Raw genomic sequence first — 15,093 nt, forward strand, 5'->3', positions numbered from 1 at the left:
GCCCCGCGGCCACCGAGCCGGCGCCCTCTCGCACCCCGGATGGCCGGAACGCAAAAGAACCCCACACGAGTCAACAAGAAGCCGGACAGAAACATTGACGACCGGTCAGCCTCTTCCTAGGCTCAGTGGCGCTGAAGTGTGAGCGTTCTCATGAATCGGGCCAGCCGCGCAACCGTGTCCTCGCGCCGTCACCCGCGTTCAGTCCCTCCCCCCACACCGGAGGTCATCATGACCGACTCCCACCGGCGCCCCATGGCCGTACCCCGCCGCCGCCGAACCCTGCGTCCCCCTTGGCGACGGGCCGCCGGCGCCCTGGCCGCCGCCGCCGCGCTGGCCCTCTCCGCCCTCACCGGAGTGCAGACCGCCCAGGCCGCGAACGCCGGGCCACCGGAGCGCCCCGCGCACGTGACGGCTGCGGCGAGTGCCCCCGCCGCGGGCTCGTCGGCCGCCCGGTCCTCGGTGGCGTCGCTCACCGCGCCGCCCATGGGATGGGCCTCGTGGAACTCGTTCGCCGCGAAGATCAACTACGGCGTGATCAAGGCGCAGGCCGACGCCCTGGTCTCCTCCGGCATGAAGGACGCCGGATACCAGTACGTGAACATCGACGAGGGCTGGTGGCAGGGCACCCGCGACTCCGCCGGCAACATCACCGTCGACCCCGCCGACTGGCCGGGCGGCATGAAGGCGATCGCGGACTACCTGCACAGCAAGGGCCTGAAGGCGGGCATCTACACCGACGCGGGCAGGAACGGCTGCGGCTACTACTACCCGACCGGCCGCCCCGCGGCGCCGGGCAGCGGCAGCGAGGGCCACTACGACCAGGACTTCCTGCAGTTCTCCCAGTGGGGCTTCGACTACGTCAAGGTCGACTGGTGCGGCGGCAACGCCGAGGGGCTCGACCCCGCGAGCAGCTACTCGGCGATCAGCGCGGCGATCGGCCGGGCCACCGCGCAGACCGGCCGGCCCATGGTGCTCTCGGTGTGCGACTGGGGCAACGGCTCCCCGTGGAACTGGGCGCCGGGCATCTCCAACCTCTGGCGGACCAGCCAGGACATCATCTACTACGGGGAGAGCCCGTCGATGAGCCGGGTCCTGGCCAACTTCGACGCGGCGCAGCACCCCTCCGCGCAGAGTCCCGGCCATTCCAACGACCCGGACATGCTCGTCGTCGGGATGTCCGGCTTCAGCGGAGCGCAGAACCGCACCCACATGGCGCTGTGGGCGATCTCCGGCGCCCCGCTGCTGGCGGGGAACGACCTGGCCGCCATGAGCAGTGACACCAGGGCGGTCCTGACCAACCGCGAGGTCGTCGCCATCGACCAGGACGCGCTGGGGAAGCAGGGCACCAAGGTGGCCGAGGACTCCTCCGGCCTGCAGGTCTACAGCAAGGTACTCTCCGGCGGCGGCCGCCGGGCCGTCGTGCTGCTCAACCGCACCGGCGCGGCCGCCGCCGTCACCGTGCGCTGGTCGTCCCTCGGCCTGACCGGCTCCGCCGCGGTGCGCGACCCCTGGACGGCCACGGACCTGGGCAGCTCCACCACCGGCTACACCACCAGCGTCCCGGCGAACCAGGCGGTGCTGCTCACCGTCACGGGTACCGACGGCGGCCAGCCGGCGCAGGGGAAGCAGATCGTCGGCGGACAGTCCGGCCGCTGCGTGGACGTGCCGAACGCCGGCACGGCCAACGGCACCCAGGCCCAGCTCTGGGACTGCAACGGCCAGGCCAACCAGTCCTGGACCTACACCGCGGGGAAGCAGCTCACCGTCTACGGGAACAAGTGCCTGGACGCCGACAACCGCGGAACGGCCCCCGGGACGGCCGCCATCATCTGGGACTGCAACGGCCAGACCAACCAGCAGTGGAACGTCAACTCCGACGGCACCATCACCGGCGTGCAGTCGGGCCTGTGCCTGGACGCGTCCGCCCAGGGCACGGCCAACGGCACGAAGCTCGACCTGTGGACCTGCAACGGACAGGCCAACCAGCGGTGGAGCCTGCGCAGCTCCTCCTGACCGGGCAGGTGCCGCCGCCCCCAGGAGCGACCCGACCGACGCCGTCCCGACGGCCGGCGGTCCCGTGACATCCCGACAGAAGGGAAGGACCCAGCAATGATCCGAACATGGCTGCGCAGATTCAGGCGCAGCGTCCTGAGCGGCGGTGCCGCGGTGGCACTGGCCGCCGGTGTCCTGGCCGGGACGGCCGCGCCGTCGCACGCCGCAGGACAGGGGCCGTGCGACATCTACGCCGCCGGCGGCACGCCCTGCGTGGCCGCGCACAGCACCGTCCGCGCGCTGTACGCCTCCTTCGGCGGCAGCCTCTACCAGGTGCGGCGGTCGTCCGACAACACGACCCGCGACATCGGCGTGGTGGCGGTCGGCGGCCGCGCCGACGCGGCAGCCCAGGACTCCTTCTGCACCGGTACGTCCTGCGTGATCACCACCGTCTACGACCAGTCCGGCCACGGCAACGACCTGAAGTACCAGGGCCCGGGCGGTGCGGGCGGCTCGGACACCCCGGCCAGCGCGACGACGCAGTCGCTGACCGTGGCCGGCGGCAAGGCGTACCCGCTCTACATCAAACCGGGCAACAGCTACTGGCGTGACGGCCACCAAACCGGTGTACCGACCGGCAGCGCGCCCGAGGGCGAGTACATGGTGACCAGCGGCACCCACGTGAACAGCGGCTGCTGCTTCGACTACGGCAACAGCGAGACCGACCGCAGGGCAGACGGCGCCGGTGCCATGGACGCCATCTACTTCGGGACCAGCTGCTGGTTCGGCGGATGCTCCGGCAGCGGGCCCTGGGTCGAGGCCGATCTCGAATACGGCCTGTACTCCGGCGGCAGCCAGTCCTGGAACAGCAACCAGAAGGCGTTCACCAATCCGTACGTCACCGCGATGCTCAAGAACAACGGCACCTCCAGATTCGCGATCAAGGGGGCCAACGCCCAGTCAGGGGGCCTGAGTACACTGTGGGACGGCGCTCTGCCACCGGGCTACAGCCCGATGAAGAAGCAGGGCGCGATCATCCTCGGCAGCGGGGGCGACTGCTGCAACGGCAACACCAACCAGTCGCAGGGCACCTTCTACGAGGGCGCCATGACCTCCGGCTATCCGTCGGACGCCACGGAGAACGCGGTGCAGGCGAACATCGCGGCCGCCGGATACGGGGGCTCGTCGACCGGCACCGGCGGCACTTCGGGGGCGTTGCACGCCGTGGGTGCGAACAAGTGCCTCGATGTGCCCAACTCCTCGACGGCCACGGGCACGCAGCTGCAGATCTGGGACTGCAGTGGCGGCGCCAACCAGCAGTTCACCCGTACCTCCAGCGGGCAGTTGACCGTCTACAGCGGGGGCAGCCAGCTCTGCCTGGACGCCAGCGGGCAGGGCACGGCCAACGGCACCAAGGTCGTCACCTGGACGTGCAACGGCCAGAGCAACCAGCAGTGGAACGTCAACTCCGACGGGTCGGTCACCGGGGCGCAGTCGGGCCTGTGCCTGGACGTCACCGGCGCCTCCAGCGCGAACGGCGCGCTGGTCGAGCTGTGGGCCTGCAACGGCGGCTCCAATCAGCGGTGGTCCCTGTCCTGACCGCCGCGCCGCGACCGCGGACGCCCGGCACCGAGGCCGACTGCCTCGGTGCCGGGCGTCCGCGGTCGGAGAGCCTTCCGCACCGCTGTCCTTGCCGAAAACCTCATCCGCGCTGGTCATGCGGCATGCTGATACTCATGGAGGATGCCGCCGAGTCGGTCGCGTTTTCGAATGTCGAGGCGGGCGATCTGCTCTGGATCGGTGATTGGCGCGGGCAGGGGGTGCAGTGGTCGGGCGTTGGTGATGCCCTGATGTGGCCGATGTTCGTTGTAGAAGGTCTCGAACTCCTTGAGGACATGGAGGAGGTGCTGGTGGTTCCAGACGAGTGTGCGGTCCAGCAGTTCTCGTTGGCAGGTCGCCACCCAGCGTTCCATGATCGCGTTCATGCGCGGTACGCGCACGCCGCTGAGGACCACCTCGATCCCGGTGTCGGCGAGAATGGCGTCGAACAGAGGGGGGAACTTGCCGTCCCTGTCCCGGATCAGGAACCGCGCTTGGCTGCGCGCGTCTTCGAGGTCCGTCAGGAGGTTCTTCGCTGTCTGTGTGACCCAGGGCGCGGTGGGATGGGGTGTGGCACCGAGGATCCGGATGCGGCGGCTTGTGGGTTCGATCACCGCGAATACGTAGCGTCGGGTTCCTGACAGGGTGACGGTTTCGAAGAAGTCGCAGGCCAGGATGGCGTCGCTTTGGAAGCGTAGGAAGTCCGCCCAGGTGCTCGACGCGCGTTCGGGGGCTGGTGGGATGCCGGCGTCCTTCAGGATTTCCCAGACCGTGGAGGCTGCTACTTTCACTCCGAGTACGAGCAGTTCGCCGTGTGGGCGCCGGTAGCCCCAGTCGGGGTTCTCGTGGGCCAGGCACAGGACCAGGGCTCGGATGGACTGGACGGTGCGGGGTCGGCCTCCGCGGTGGGGTCGGGACCGGGCGGCGTGCCGGCGGGCGACCAGGTCACGGTGCCAGCGCAGGACCGTGTCCGGCCGCACCAGCAACCGCATGCGCGGAAGAACATCCTTCGGGATGCCGTGCAGGAGCGCTGCCAGGAACGCTCGATCGCTGGCTGTGAACCCGACTCGTTACCCGTTCAGCTGCCGCTCCAGCACGGCGATCTGATGGCGTAGGGCCAGAATATGTGTGTCCTTGTCCCGGTCCGTCATGGGCAGCGGGGGCAGCATCGCGGAGGCGTTCGTCACGCCCAGGTGAGCGAGTTTCCAGATCACGAACGATCATCATGCCGAGGTGATCGTCATGTCCGCCACGGTTCCGGATCAGCCTCCATGCCCGGTAGCTCGGAGATCAGGACACAATCGTTCTGACCAGGGCGGATGAGGTAATCAGCAAGGACAAGGTCCGCCATGACCTCTAAGAACTTCAGATGCGCGAACATGCGCTGCTCGAACTGAATGTGCCCCCAGTATCACTCCCCAGTGATCGCCTCCTTACAAGGTAGGGGCCGGAGAAATCTTGCTGCCGCCCCCTTTCAGCCCGAGCCGGTGGCGGCTGCCGCCGTCTTCGCCTCGTTGACTTGAGTTGCGAGGGCATGAAGGGTTGCTCGGTGCTCGGTGCTCGGTGCTCGGTGCTCGGTGCTCGGTGCTCGGTGCTCGGTGCTCGGTGCTCGGTGCTCGGTGCTCGGTGCTCGGCCCACGCGCTGCCGGCTTGGGGAGTCCGTGTGTCCCGTCTCATTTGATCTGGGCTGAGTCCAAGGCGGCAAAGTGCGACGACCAGATTGTCTGAGACGCGGGCCTGTGGAAGATCTCGGATGTTCCGGTCCCCTGGCCCGTGAATGCCAGCCGCTGTCTCGGTTGACCTGGTCCGGGGGCTGCCCTTTCGCGAAGGGATCGACATGGCGTTACCGAGGAGGGACCCTGGCCGGGGTGCGGCCGGGGCCCCTCGGCGGATCGGGGGGCGTGCGGGTCAGCGCTGGAGGGTGAGCAGACCTGGCCGCCAGGGCAGCAGGTTGTAGGAGGTGCCGTCCGAGGAGGGGTTCCTGCCCTGGTAGAGGAACTGGAGGTTACAGGGGTCGATGGTCATGGTCTCGTCGGGGTTGTTGCGGATCAGGTCGCCGTGGCTGATGTCGTTGGTCCAGGTGGCGCCGCTGTTGGCCTTGCCCGCGAAGGGGCTGGACTCGCTGGTGGCCTGCGGGGTCCAGGATCCGCCGAGGCTGGAGGCGGTGAACGAGCGGAAGTAGCGCCCGTGCGCGCCCATCGCCTCGACGATCATCAGGTACTGGTTCTGACCCTGGACCTTGTAGACCTGCACCGCCTCGAAGAGGTTGGCCTGCGAGTCGCTCATGACGGTGGTGTAGGAGGAGCCGAAGTTACCGGGGAAGTTCCCGTACGGCATGCTCGACCGGTAGATCTTGCCGTTGTCGCCGGCGAAGAACAGGTACATGTTCTGTCCGTCACCGATGAGGGTCTGGTCGATCGGGTTGGACGGGGAGATGCTGCCGGTGAACAGCGCCTGCTGCGAGGACCAGCTGTTGGGGTTGGTCGGGTCGCTCGTCGTCCGGTAGAAGAAGGGCCACTGGCTCCACTGGGACGCCAGCACCCAGATGTTCTTGGGCGCGAAGTAGAACAGCGTGGGCGCCACCGTGCCCGAGTTCATTCCGATCTGCTGGGCCGACGCCATGTCCGACCAGTTCGTGAAGGGCGCGAACGCCATCGAGCCGTACGACCCGGACTGGTTGACGGTCGAGCCGTAGACCAGATGCTTGCCGTTGTAGACCACGGTGTCGAAGTCCTTCAGCGAGACCCATCCGTTCGCCGGCTGCGCCAGCGGACCCGTCGACGACCAGTGATAGGACGACGGAAGGGTGCACGTACCGCCAGTGCCACCTGTAGTACCGCCGGTGGTGGTACCGCCCGTCGTGGTGCCACCCGTGGTCGAGCCGCCGGTGGTCGTGCCACCCGTGGTCGAGCCACCGGTAGTCGTGCCGCCGGTCGTGGCTCCGCCGGATGTGGTGCTGCCGGTGCAGGTGGTGTCATTGAGAGTGAAGGTGCTGGGTACGGAGTTGCTGGTGGTGAAGGCGCCGTTGAAGCCGAAGCTGGTGGAGGCGCCGGTGGCCAGGCTGCCGTTGTAGGAGGCATTGGTCACGGTGACCTGGGAGCCGCTCTGGGTGTAGGTGCCGTTCCACAACTGGGTGACGGTCTGCCCGGAGGGGAAGGTCCAGCCGACCCGCCAACTGGTGACCGTGTCACCCAGGTTGGTAACGCTCACGCTGGCGCCGAAGCCGCCTGACCATTGGCTGGTGATGCTGTAGTCGACCTTGCAGCCGGTGGCTGCCTGCGCCGATGTCGTCGCGAACGAGATCCCCGCGGCGGCCAGCACCATGGAAAGCAGGGTGATCAGCATCGGCTTGTAGCGTTTGAACGTATACCTGCGTTTCACAGAACACTCTCCTTGAGTGGGGGGCATGGAGGCCATCGGCCGCGCCGCGGCGCGTCGGCGGCTGTCAGGCGGTCGTGCGGGTGCCGCCGTTGAGCTGGAAGGTGTTCGGGGCGCGGTGCCCTGACCGGCGAGGAAGCCGGCCCGCACGACGTGTTACCGGGCAGGCGCGTTGGGCCGACGGCTTCCGCGAGTACGCCAGGGACGTAGCAGGCCCCGACCCGGCCGGAGGCGGCGAGGGAGGCGTGCCGGCCCGACCGGGCCCGAGGCGGCGAGCGAGACGGCTGTCGGCGCCTGTACTCACCGCGCACCGGCGGGCCGGGCTCGCGCGGTGACACCGCCCGAGGGGCTTCAGCGGCGCACGCGGGCCGAATGGTGTCGCGTGTCGAGGTGGTCGGACAGGCGCGAGTCACGAGTGTTCACGCGGGGATCTCCTTGCAGCGTGGGGGTGTGGGCAAGGGGGCGCGAGGTACTTGTTAGCGCTAACATGAACCGGGAGACGGTCTGTGGGAGGAGCATCAGCTCTAACGACGGCACTGTGCGGGACCGGGGTGTGCGGTGTCAACCCTTGGCGCAGTGCTCCCCGGCCGCTCGACGATCCCCACACCGGGAGCCTGCCGAACACCACCCCGCCAAGGCCGTCGGCATCACAGGTCGGCCCTTCAACGCCGTACCGGCATCGCAGGCGGGGTCACCAACCGCCAGGCCGGAGTCTCGCTCCACCTGGCTTCCCAACAGCCGGCATGAGCTGGACCGATTCCGGTGAGTTCCATGACGACTGGGGCTTGAAGAACCAGGCTGCGGAAGACTGGTGCAGGGCCTCGATCTTCCAGTGGTCCCAATTCAGTCGTGCGAGCTGGGTGGGGGTGGTCTGCGCGGCGGTCAGGCTGGTGACCGCGTAGACGGTGGCGATGGTCGTCCTGCTGGACTTGCGTTCGGTGCGGCGGCGCTTGATCTGGACGGCCTGCCGGGCGCTGGGGAAGAGCGGGTTGTCGACGGTGGCGACCTTGATCCGGCGGATCTCGGAGCGGCCGTGGCCGGTGCCGCGGGTGCGGCCCTGGAGATGGATGTCCGTCCATGGCAGTGACTTGAGCTGCTTGCGCAGCTTCTTCTGGTTGCCCTTGACGATCGTGATGTAGTGGGCCCGGCGGCCGAGGAGGTAGGTGGCGTGCTCGCGCTGGGTGTGCGGGGCGTCGCTGGTGACGACCATGCCGGCGAGGGCGGCGACGATGTCGAGCAGCGGCCGGAAGCAGGTGGTCTCACCGGTCTTCTCACCCACATCGAGCTCGGCCAGGACCAGGCCGGTGGTGTGCTCCACCGCGGCGGGCAGGTGAATCTTCCGCCCCTGGGCCTTCGCCGCACCGAGCGATGTCTTGCCGTCCACGGACAGCCCGCGCGGCCCGGAACTCGCGGGCCTGCGGTCGGCGAGCCGGCCGCCCACTGCCCGGCTCAGAGCGTCGCCGTCGACGCGGGTCAGCAGCCGGCGAACCGTCGCCTCGGCCGGCACCAGCGGCCGTGGCAGGACCGGGTCGGGGTGCACGCCGAGCCGTTCCAGCACGTGCTGTGGGGCGTCCGCGGTCCACTCGCCGACCGCCAGCAGCGAGGTCGCCCCGGCCGGCACCGCGCACGCGGTCAGCGCGAGGATCACGGACAGTGCATGCCGCACACCACGCGGGTCGCGCGGGTCCGGCACCTGCGCCAGCCGCTCCAGCCGGCCGGGCGCCTCCCCGGGCCCGACGTCCGGCTGCTCACGCAGCCGGTCAAGGGCGTGCGGGATCAGGGATGATGCGTCGGCAGGCAGGGTCTTCCAAGCGGGTCACGGGGCGTCGAGAACTCCATGATCTTGGAGGCCCGTGCCTGTCCCGCTTCCATCCCACCCAACGAACCGTCACGAACGGGACGGCGGCCGACTACGCCGAAGCCCTGCCGTAGGCACGACAGCGCTGCTGAAGGAAGCCGCGCCGGAGATGCCCGGTAGTTGGCGGAATCAGGCCCGGTAGGGGCGGAAGAAGGCGCGCAGTTCCTCCGCGTAGAACTCGGGCTCTTCGAACGGCGCGAAGTGTCCGCCGCACGGAGCCTGCATGAACCGGACGAGGTTGGTGGTGCGCTCCAGCCACGCGCGCGGCGCCCGGCTGATGTTGGCGGGGAACACCGCGAAGCCGGAGGGGACCTCGACTCGGCGGGCTTGCTGTGCGGGCGGGATCTCGCCGTTCGCGCGGTACATCCGCATTGACGATCCGATGGTCTCGGTGAGCCAGTAGATCGTGACGTTGGTGAGGATCTCGTCCATCGTGAACGATCGCGAGATGTCGCCGCCGCAGTCGCTCCACGCCCGCATCTTCTCGACGATCCACGCGGCGAGTCCTGCCGGGGAGTCGGTGAGCCCGACCGCCGCGGTCTGCGGCTTGGTGCGGTGCATCGCCATGTAGGCGCCCTCGGCTGTACCCCAGGCCGCCATGTCCGCCATCCAGGCACGCTCCTCTGGTGTCAGGTCGGCGGGGTCTCCCGAGTAGGCCGGCACTCCCGCGTCCATGCGGTGGACGGCCGCGACCTGTTCGGGGTGGTTCAGCGCGAGGTAGTTGCTCACGCCGGCGCCGATGTCCCCGCCGACGGCGCCGAAGCGCTGGTAGCCGAGGCCGTCCAGCAGTCGGGCCCACAGGTCTGCGACGGCGATCGTGTCGAGCGGCGGGCCGGCGGGGCGGTCGGAGTACCCGTAGCCGGGCATGTCGGGCACGACCACATCGAACGCGTCGGCGGGGTCGCCGCCGTGCGCGCCGGGGTCGGTCAGCAGCGGGATGACCTTCGTGTAGCGCCAGAACGAGTCGGGCCAGCCGTGGCAGAGCACCAGCGGCAGCACCGGACCGGCCGGGTTGACGGCCCGGGCGTGTACGTAGTGGATGCCGAACCCGTCGAGCCGGGCGCGGAAGCGCGGGAACGCGGACAAAGCCTTCTCCTGGGCTGCCCAGTCGAAGCCCTCGGCCCAGTAGGCGACCAGATCGCGGAGGTAGACGAGGTCCGTGCCGAGAGACCAGCCGGCGTCCTCGGGTGCGTCTGGCCAGCGGGTGGCCCGCAGCCGGGCGCGCAGGTCCGCGAGCGCCTCGGGGGAGGCCTGGACAGTGAACGGCTCAGGAAGAAACTCGGATTCCGGCACAACTACCTCACTACCTCTGATGCGCGGCACTTTGTGGCCGCGAGTTCTCTGGTCCGCACGTTGTCGGCGGTCCGCCGCTTGTCCGCTTCGGACTGTCCGGCACACTCATTTTCTGGGGCGTGATGGGCCTGGTCAGCGGGGCAGGCCGGCCCAGGCGTAGGCGTCGTCATACAGCGTGGTGAGTTCGGCGGGCCGGTCGATGCCGGGGCGATCAGCAGCGACGGTGTAGCCGCGCTCGGTCATCCACAGGGCCAACATGCGATAGGACGGCCGCGCGCCCTGCAGGTCGTCCGGGGTCAGCGTCGGCGCGGTGCCGGGTATGGCAGGAGTCATCGTGTCGTGGTCGAAGATCGCGACCGACGCAGCCAGCCGCCAGCCATCGGCTCCTCTTGCTGCGCGGTGCAGCATCCGCAAGTGGGCGGTGAGGTCGGTCTCGACGCCGCGAAAGGTGCCGCGCATCTCGATGATCATCGGTACTTCGGCGATCGCGCGGGTGTCGTTGACGTCGATGACGGGCAGTCCGAGGCGATGGTTGGACGGGGTGTGGCCGAACGCTCGTTTGGACACCTCGATGTACTCCACCGCGGTGCCGTCGAACCAGCTCGTCCGGATGGTCGCCTCCGGCGTGTAGCAGCGCGCGAGGGCGGACCACCAGCCCCGGTCTCGTGCCTGCCGCTCGTGGGTGACCAGCGCCAGCATGCTCGTCAAGTCGGATTCGTTGTTGGGCATTGCAGCCGCACACCTTCCATCGCTCGCACCGAAACCCGGTCGTCGTATCTATGGGTTAGTATATAACAACTCATACATCGGAGGGGTCATGACGCGCTATGTCATCGAAGGTGCCCGAGTGTTCGACGGCGAGCAGCCGATCGGCGTGCGAACCGTGGAGATCGAGGGAGCACGGATCGTCGCGGTCGATGCGCCGGCATCCGAAGCGGCCGAGCGGATCGACGGCAGCGGCGCCACCCTGCTGCCCGGCCTCATCGACGCGCACACCCACGCCGACGTGGAGACACTGGGTCAAGCCCTGCGATTCGGCGTGACCACCGAGTTCGACCTGTTCTCCTTCCCGCACGCGATGCACCCGGTACGTCGCGCCGCCGCCGAACGGACCGACATCGCGGACGTCCGCTCTTCCTCGATCGGCCTGACCGCACCCGGCGGGCACCCGACCCAGCTCCACGGGGGCCTGAACGACCCGGAGCTGCCGACGGTCACCCGCCCCGAAGACGCCGCGCGTTTCGTCGACGAGCGGATCGCGGAAGGCGCCGACTACATCAAGGTGCTCATCGAGAGCGGCCAGACACTCGGCAAGAACGTCCCCGTCGTCGAGGAGCGCATCGTCAAGGCGGCGGTGGCCGCCGCACACGACCGCGACCGCATGGTGATCGCCCACGCGCTGACCATCGAGGCGACCCGGCAGGCGCTGGCCGCCGGTGTCGACGGGTTCGCGCACCTGTTCATCGACGGTCCGTGCACGCCCGATCTGATCGAGGAGTTCCGTACGGGAGGGGTGTTCCTGACCCCGACGCTGAACCTGCTGGCTTCGCTCACCAACCAGCACCTCGGCGCCGATCTCGCGCGCGACAGCCGGGTCGCCGATCGCCTACCGCAGTCCTGGCTGGACAACCTCGGCCGCGAATTCGACACGGTTCCGGCCGGCAATTTCGACGACGCCCTGGCCGCGGTGAGGGCGATGCACGCGGCTGGGGTGCCGATCCTGGCCGGCTCGGACGCCAACCACCACTTCGGCGCCCTCGGCATGGCCCACGGGGCCAGCCTGCATGGCGAACTGAGGCTGCTCGTTCGGGCCGGCCTCACCCCGACCGAGGCACTTCGGGCTGCGACCAGCGTGCCCGCGACCACGTTCGGCCTGCACGACCGCGGCCGGATCGCGCCGGGTGCGCGCGCCGATCTGCTGCTGGTCGACGGCGATCCCACCAGCAGGATCGACGACACCCTCTCGATCAGGGACGTGTGGCGCGGCGGCGCCCTGACAGCCCGCTGAGATCCCCGGCGTCCGGCCTGGTCACGCAGGGAGGGCGGCCTCCGCGATCGACCGCAACGAGGTCCTCAGTGCCCGACGGCTCTGCTCGGACAGGCCGGCGAGCAGCTGGGTCATCACGTCCTCGACAATGGTGTTGCAACGTCGCACGAGCTCGTCGCCGTCCGGCGTGAGCCGGTGCAGGATCGCCTTGCCGACGCCGGGCCGCCGTTCGATCAACCCGCGCTGTTCCAGACGGGCGACCACCGCGCCGGCGGACTGGTCGGATTGTCCGATGAAGAGGGCGAGCGCGTGGGTCGAGGAATCGGGCTCGGTTGCGACGGCGTACAGCATGCCCCACTGCGGCAACGTCACCCCGACCTCGGCGAGCGCGGCTTCGCAGGCCGTCTGCTTGCGCAGCTGCGCTCGCCGCAGCAGCATCGCGACATCGACACCGCTGGGCACGTCCTGATCAGTCGACATCCTGACAGCATATAACAACACGTATACGCGGGTCCGGAGAAGCTCATTCGCTCAGTCTGGCGGTTCCTGCTGGCCAGACACCGAGTGAGGCTCGGCGGCACATCGCCGCAATCAACGAACGGCTCTGACCGACTTCGATACAGGCCCTACTGTGCCGATCGTTACTCATCCGACCACAGCCACGGACAGGGGTAGCTGCCGGAATGTGTAAAACCGCGCATAGAACCGGGTGTCCGCGGTGGCGGGACCGTCGCGGCGCAGCAGGATCGACGGCCTGACCGCCGCGATCAGGCAGAAGACCCCCGATGCCGCGGACACAAGTGCGTTGGCCGCGAGCAGTGCCTGGTTCACGCGACGACCGGCACCAGCAGGTGCGACCCAGCGTCGGGTCCACTGTGGATCGTGGCCAAGTCCGTGAAGGACGTGTTGGGGCGGTCGTCGGGGTCGTCGTGTTGCCACTCCCCGACATGGAAAGGATCTCGACCGAGAACCGTCAGTCGCAGCACGCCGCCGGGTGGCACCACAAGGGCTGTTGACCAGATCTCGACATTGAGCGGGTAGCGCCGGCCTGACACCACCTCGGACAGTCGCCGGTGCATGTGCACCGGGCTCCAGGGGGCGGCCAGCAACCCGGCAAGGAACTCGACGGTCCGGCGCGGGATGTCGAGCGTGGCAACATAGGTGATCAACGTGAAGCCTCTGGTTCAGCGGACGATCTTGTGATGAGAACCGTCCTACCAGGGGCTTCACGCTTGCATACCACCGGGCACCGCAGGCCCGATCCCTGTTGATCCGCCCGCCCCGCACCGAGGCGCAGACAGTGATCCACAGGATTTGACGATTACTCGGCGCCGACGCCGGGGCGCAGCTACGGTCAGCGCCGCGGTCGGCTCCGGATCCCGGCCACCACCTCGCCGACCCGCGTTAAGCCCTGTAGGTGCCGAGAATTATGTCCGCGCAGGTCAAGCGGCGTGATGGTACTCGTGGAGGATGCCGCCGAGTCGGTCGTGTCTGCGCGTGGTGCCAGCGCAGCAGGGTGTGGGGGGAGACGATCAGGTGGAGTTGACGTAGCCGCCCGCGGGGGAGGCGGTGCGGGAGCGCCGCGAGGAGTGGCTGACGACGGTCGTCAGGAAGTCGTCAGGAAGAGGTACGGCAGTCGCAACAGCACAGTTGAACATCCTCAGGCGCCCGCGGCTCTCCACCAGCATCCTTCCTCGCATGGGACGCTCGGCTGCCGACCGCACACCCTTCAGAGCTGTGACCAGCAAGGATGCAATATTGGGCACGTACGGCGTCAAGGCCGAGCAAGGCCCGCCATGGCCGGGGGACTTGCGGGGTGTCCCGAAGGCGGGACCCCGCACCGGGCTCTCGGAGAGGAACCGACCGGGTTTTTGGCTCTGCGCATCGGACATGGCCATCTTCGCAGGCCATGTGCTACCGGCCTTGTGGGTCGATGCGGTGACCAGGCAAGAAGGCGGCGATACCGCTTGCTGTGGCGTCGAGAGGTCAGACGCGGAGCAGGTCGGTCGAGACCGTCCAGAGGCGCTTGGCGGTGGCGGGATCGAGCGCCCATTCCTTGACACCGTGCGGGTGCTGCGCGAGGTCGGCGTCGTTCGTCACCGTGTAGGCCTCTTGTGAATCGTCGAGGTAGTGGCCTCCGGAGTGCGCGAACTCCGGGGCGACGGCCGCAACGATGCTGGTGGCAGCCCCCTGCTCGGCCGTTTTGTACGTGAAGACTCCGGCGGCTTCGGCCGCATCGAGCGACTCCTTCTGTTGCGTTGTGAAGTTCCGCTGCAGTCCCGTCGCGACACCGCCGGGGTTCACCGCATTGGCAATGATGCCGTCGGACGCCCAGAGGCGACTTGCCTCGACGGCGAATAGCGAGTTCGCCGTCTTCGACTGGGCATAGGCAATCTGCGGATCGTAGCTGCGACGCTCGAAGTGGAGGTCGTCGAAGTCGATGCCGGCCCGCATGTGCGCCGTCGAACTGACCGAGACGATCCGTGCTCCGTCGCGGTCGGCCGCTCCCAGGGCCAGGGCGCCATGAAGGCCGGCGGCGAGGGCGAAGTGGCCAAGATGGTTCGTCGCGAATTGCAGCTCCCAGCCCTCACGCGTGCGTTCGAGGCCACCAGTGACCACGCCCGCATTGTTGATCAGCAGGTGCAGCGGGCCGTCCCACGCGTCAACGAATCGACTGACGGTGGTCCTGTCGGCAAGGTCGAGCCGGACGGCTCGGGGCCGTATCCCTCCGGTCGACTTCCCGATCGTCTCAGCGACGGCGTCCCCCGCCGTCGTGTTCCGGACAGCGAGCGTCACCTCCGCCCCGGCAGCGGTCAACGCGCGAGCCGTCTCGATCCCGATTCCGGAGGAAGCTCCCGTCACGATCGCGCGGACGCCGGTGAGGTCGACGCCCCGCAGTACCTCGTCCGCGGTGCTGGAGGCGGTGAAGGGCATGGAGATGGGTTCGCGAGCAAGCATGACGGTGACTATACTCGCTAGTCTCTAA

The 15,093-nt window shown here is 68.7% G+C and carries 14 protein-coding genes; 4 read left to right on the forward strand and 10 right to left on the reverse strand.

The window, feature by feature from the left end:
• Positions 1-228: 228 nt before the first annotated feature.
• Both OG519_RS29705 and OG519_RS29710 read left to right on the forward strand, forming a co-directional pair.
• Positions 229-2,013 (forward strand): glycoside hydrolase family 27 protein, encoded by a 1,785-nt coding sequence (locus tag OG519_RS29705; RefSeq protein ID WP_405590245.1) that lies wholly within the window; start codon positions 229-231, stop codon positions 2,011-2,013.
• A gap of 96 nt (positions 2,014-2,109) precedes the next feature.
• Positions 2,110-3,591 (forward strand): arabinofuranosidase catalytic domain-containing protein, encoded by a 1,482-nt coding sequence (locus tag OG519_RS29710; RefSeq protein WP_405590248.1) that lies wholly within the window; start codon positions 2,110-2,112, stop codon positions 3,589-3,591.
• A gap of 116 nt (positions 3,592-3,707) precedes the next feature.
• On the opposite strand, the gene OG519_RS29715 is transcribed toward OG519_RS29710, so the two are convergent.
• The 4 genes from OG519_RS29715 to OG519_RS29730 form a co-directional block, all read right to left on the reverse strand.
• Complete coding sequence (locus tag OG519_RS29715) at positions 3,708-4,583, reverse strand: integrase core domain-containing protein (RefSeq protein ID WP_405590251.1); 876 nt, start codon at positions 4,581-4,583, stop codon at positions 3,708-3,710.
• Positions 4,584-4,661: 78 nt separating this feature from the next.
• Positions 4,662-4,805 (reverse strand): hypothetical protein, encoded by a 144-nt coding sequence (locus OG519_RS29720; protein ID WP_405590254.1) that lies wholly within the window; start codon positions 4,803-4,805, stop codon positions 4,662-4,664.
• A gap of 694 nt (positions 4,806-5,499) precedes the next feature.
• Positions 5,500-6,972 carry a non-reducing end alpha-L-arabinofuranosidase family hydrolase gene (locus tag OG519_RS29725; RefSeq protein ID WP_405590257.1) on the reverse strand — a complete coding sequence of 491 codons (1,473 nt, stop codon included), beginning with the start codon at positions 6,970-6,972 and terminating at the stop codon, positions 5,500-5,502.
• 688 nt (positions 6,973-7,660) lie between these two features.
• On the reverse strand, positions 7,661-8,635 hold the full coding sequence (locus tag OG519_RS29730; RefSeq protein WP_405590260.1) for an ISAs1 family transposase: 975 nt from the start codon (positions 8,633-8,635) through the stop codon (positions 7,661-7,663).
• On the opposite strand from OG519_RS29730, the gene OG519_RS29735 reads away from it, so the two are divergent.
• Positions 8,627-8,755, forward strand: a complete 129-nt coding sequence (locus OG519_RS29735) for a hypothetical protein (RefSeq protein ID WP_405590263.1) — start codon at positions 8,627-8,629, stop codon at positions 8,753-8,755. The genes OG519_RS29730 and OG519_RS29735 overlap by 9 nt on opposite strands.
• Before the next feature lie 201 nt (positions 8,756-8,956).
• On the opposite strand, the gene OG519_RS29740 is transcribed toward OG519_RS29735, so the two are convergent.
• Both OG519_RS29740 and OG519_RS29745 read right to left on the reverse strand, forming a co-directional pair.
• Complete coding sequence (locus tag OG519_RS29740; RefSeq protein ID WP_405590266.1) at positions 8,957-10,120, reverse strand: epoxide hydrolase family protein; 1,164 nt, start codon at positions 10,118-10,120, stop codon at positions 8,957-8,959.
• A gap of 132 nt (positions 10,121-10,252) precedes the next feature.
• Positions 10,253-10,819, reverse strand: a complete 567-nt coding sequence (locus tag OG519_RS29745) for a nuclear transport factor 2 family protein (protein ID WP_405590269.1) — start codon at positions 10,817-10,819, stop codon at positions 10,253-10,255.
• Here OG519_RS29745 and OG519_RS29750 point away from each other — a divergent pair.
• Positions 10,818-12,128 (forward strand): amidohydrolase family protein, encoded by a 1,311-nt coding sequence (locus OG519_RS29750; protein WP_405590272.1) that lies wholly within the window; start codon positions 10,818-10,820, stop codon positions 12,126-12,128. The genes OG519_RS29745 and OG519_RS29750 overlap by 2 nt on opposite strands.
• Before the next feature lie 21 nt (positions 12,129-12,149).
• Here OG519_RS29750 and OG519_RS29755 read toward each other — a convergent pair whose 3' ends face one another.
• From OG519_RS29755 to OG519_RS29770, 4 genes are all read right to left on the reverse strand, one after another.
• Positions 12,150-12,587 (reverse strand): MarR family winged helix-turn-helix transcriptional regulator, encoded by a 438-nt coding sequence (locus OG519_RS29755; protein WP_405590274.1) that lies wholly within the window; start codon positions 12,585-12,587, stop codon positions 12,150-12,152.
• A gap of 165 nt (positions 12,588-12,752) precedes the next feature.
• Complete coding sequence (locus OG519_RS29760; RefSeq protein ID WP_405590277.1) at positions 12,753-12,938, reverse strand: hypothetical protein; 186 nt, start codon at positions 12,936-12,938, stop codon at positions 12,753-12,755.
• Entirely contained in the window at positions 12,935-13,276 is a 342-nt protein-coding gene (locus tag OG519_RS29765) for a CocE/NonD family hydrolase C-terminal non-catalytic domain-containing protein (protein ID WP_405590279.1), read from the reverse strand. Before OG519_RS29765 ends, OG519_RS29760 begins: the two co-directional genes overlap by 4 nt.
• A gap of 817 nt (positions 13,277-14,093) precedes the next feature.
• Entirely contained in the window at positions 14,094-15,065 is a 972-nt protein-coding gene (locus tag OG519_RS29770; protein ID WP_405590282.1) for an SDR family NAD(P)-dependent oxidoreductase, read from the reverse strand.
• Positions 15,066-15,093: the final 28 nt, after the last annotated feature.

The sequence above is a fragment of the Streptomyces sp. NBC_01190 genome (assembly GCF_045039895.1).
GTDB lineage: Bacteria > Actinomycetota > Actinomycetes > Streptomycetales > Streptomycetaceae > Actinacidiphila.

Coding starts and splice junctions, on each gene's coding strand:
- OG519_RS29705 (WP_405590245.1), top strand. CDS start 229: ATGACCGACTCCCACCGGCGCCCCATGGCCGTACCCCGCCGCCGCCGA.
- OG519_RS29710 (WP_405590248.1), top strand. CDS start 2,110: ATGATCCGAACATGGCTGCGCAGATTCAGGCGCAGCGTCCTGAGCGGC.
- OG519_RS29715 (WP_405590251.1), bottom strand. CDS start 4,583: ATGCGGTTGCTGGTGCGGCCGGACACGGTCCTGCGCTGGCACCGTGAC.
- OG519_RS29735 (WP_405590263.1), top strand. CDS start 8,627: ATGCCGCACACCACGCGGGTCGCGCGGGTCCGGCACCTGCGCCAGCCG.
- OG519_RS29750 (WP_405590272.1), top strand. CDS start 10,818: ATGCTCGTCAAGTCGGATTCGTTGTTGGGCATTGCAGCCGCACACCTT.
- OG519_RS29745 (WP_405590269.1), bottom strand. CDS start 10,819: ATGCTGGCGCTGGTCACCCACGAGCGGCAGGCACGAGACCGGGGCTGG.
- OG519_RS29755 (WP_405590274.1), bottom strand. CDS start 12,587: ATGTCGACTGATCAGGACGTGCCCAGCGGTGTCGATGTCGCGATGCTG.
- OG519_RS29770 (WP_405590282.1), bottom strand. CDS start 15,065: ATGCTTGCTCGCGAACCCATCTCCATGCCCTTCACCGCCTCCAGCACC.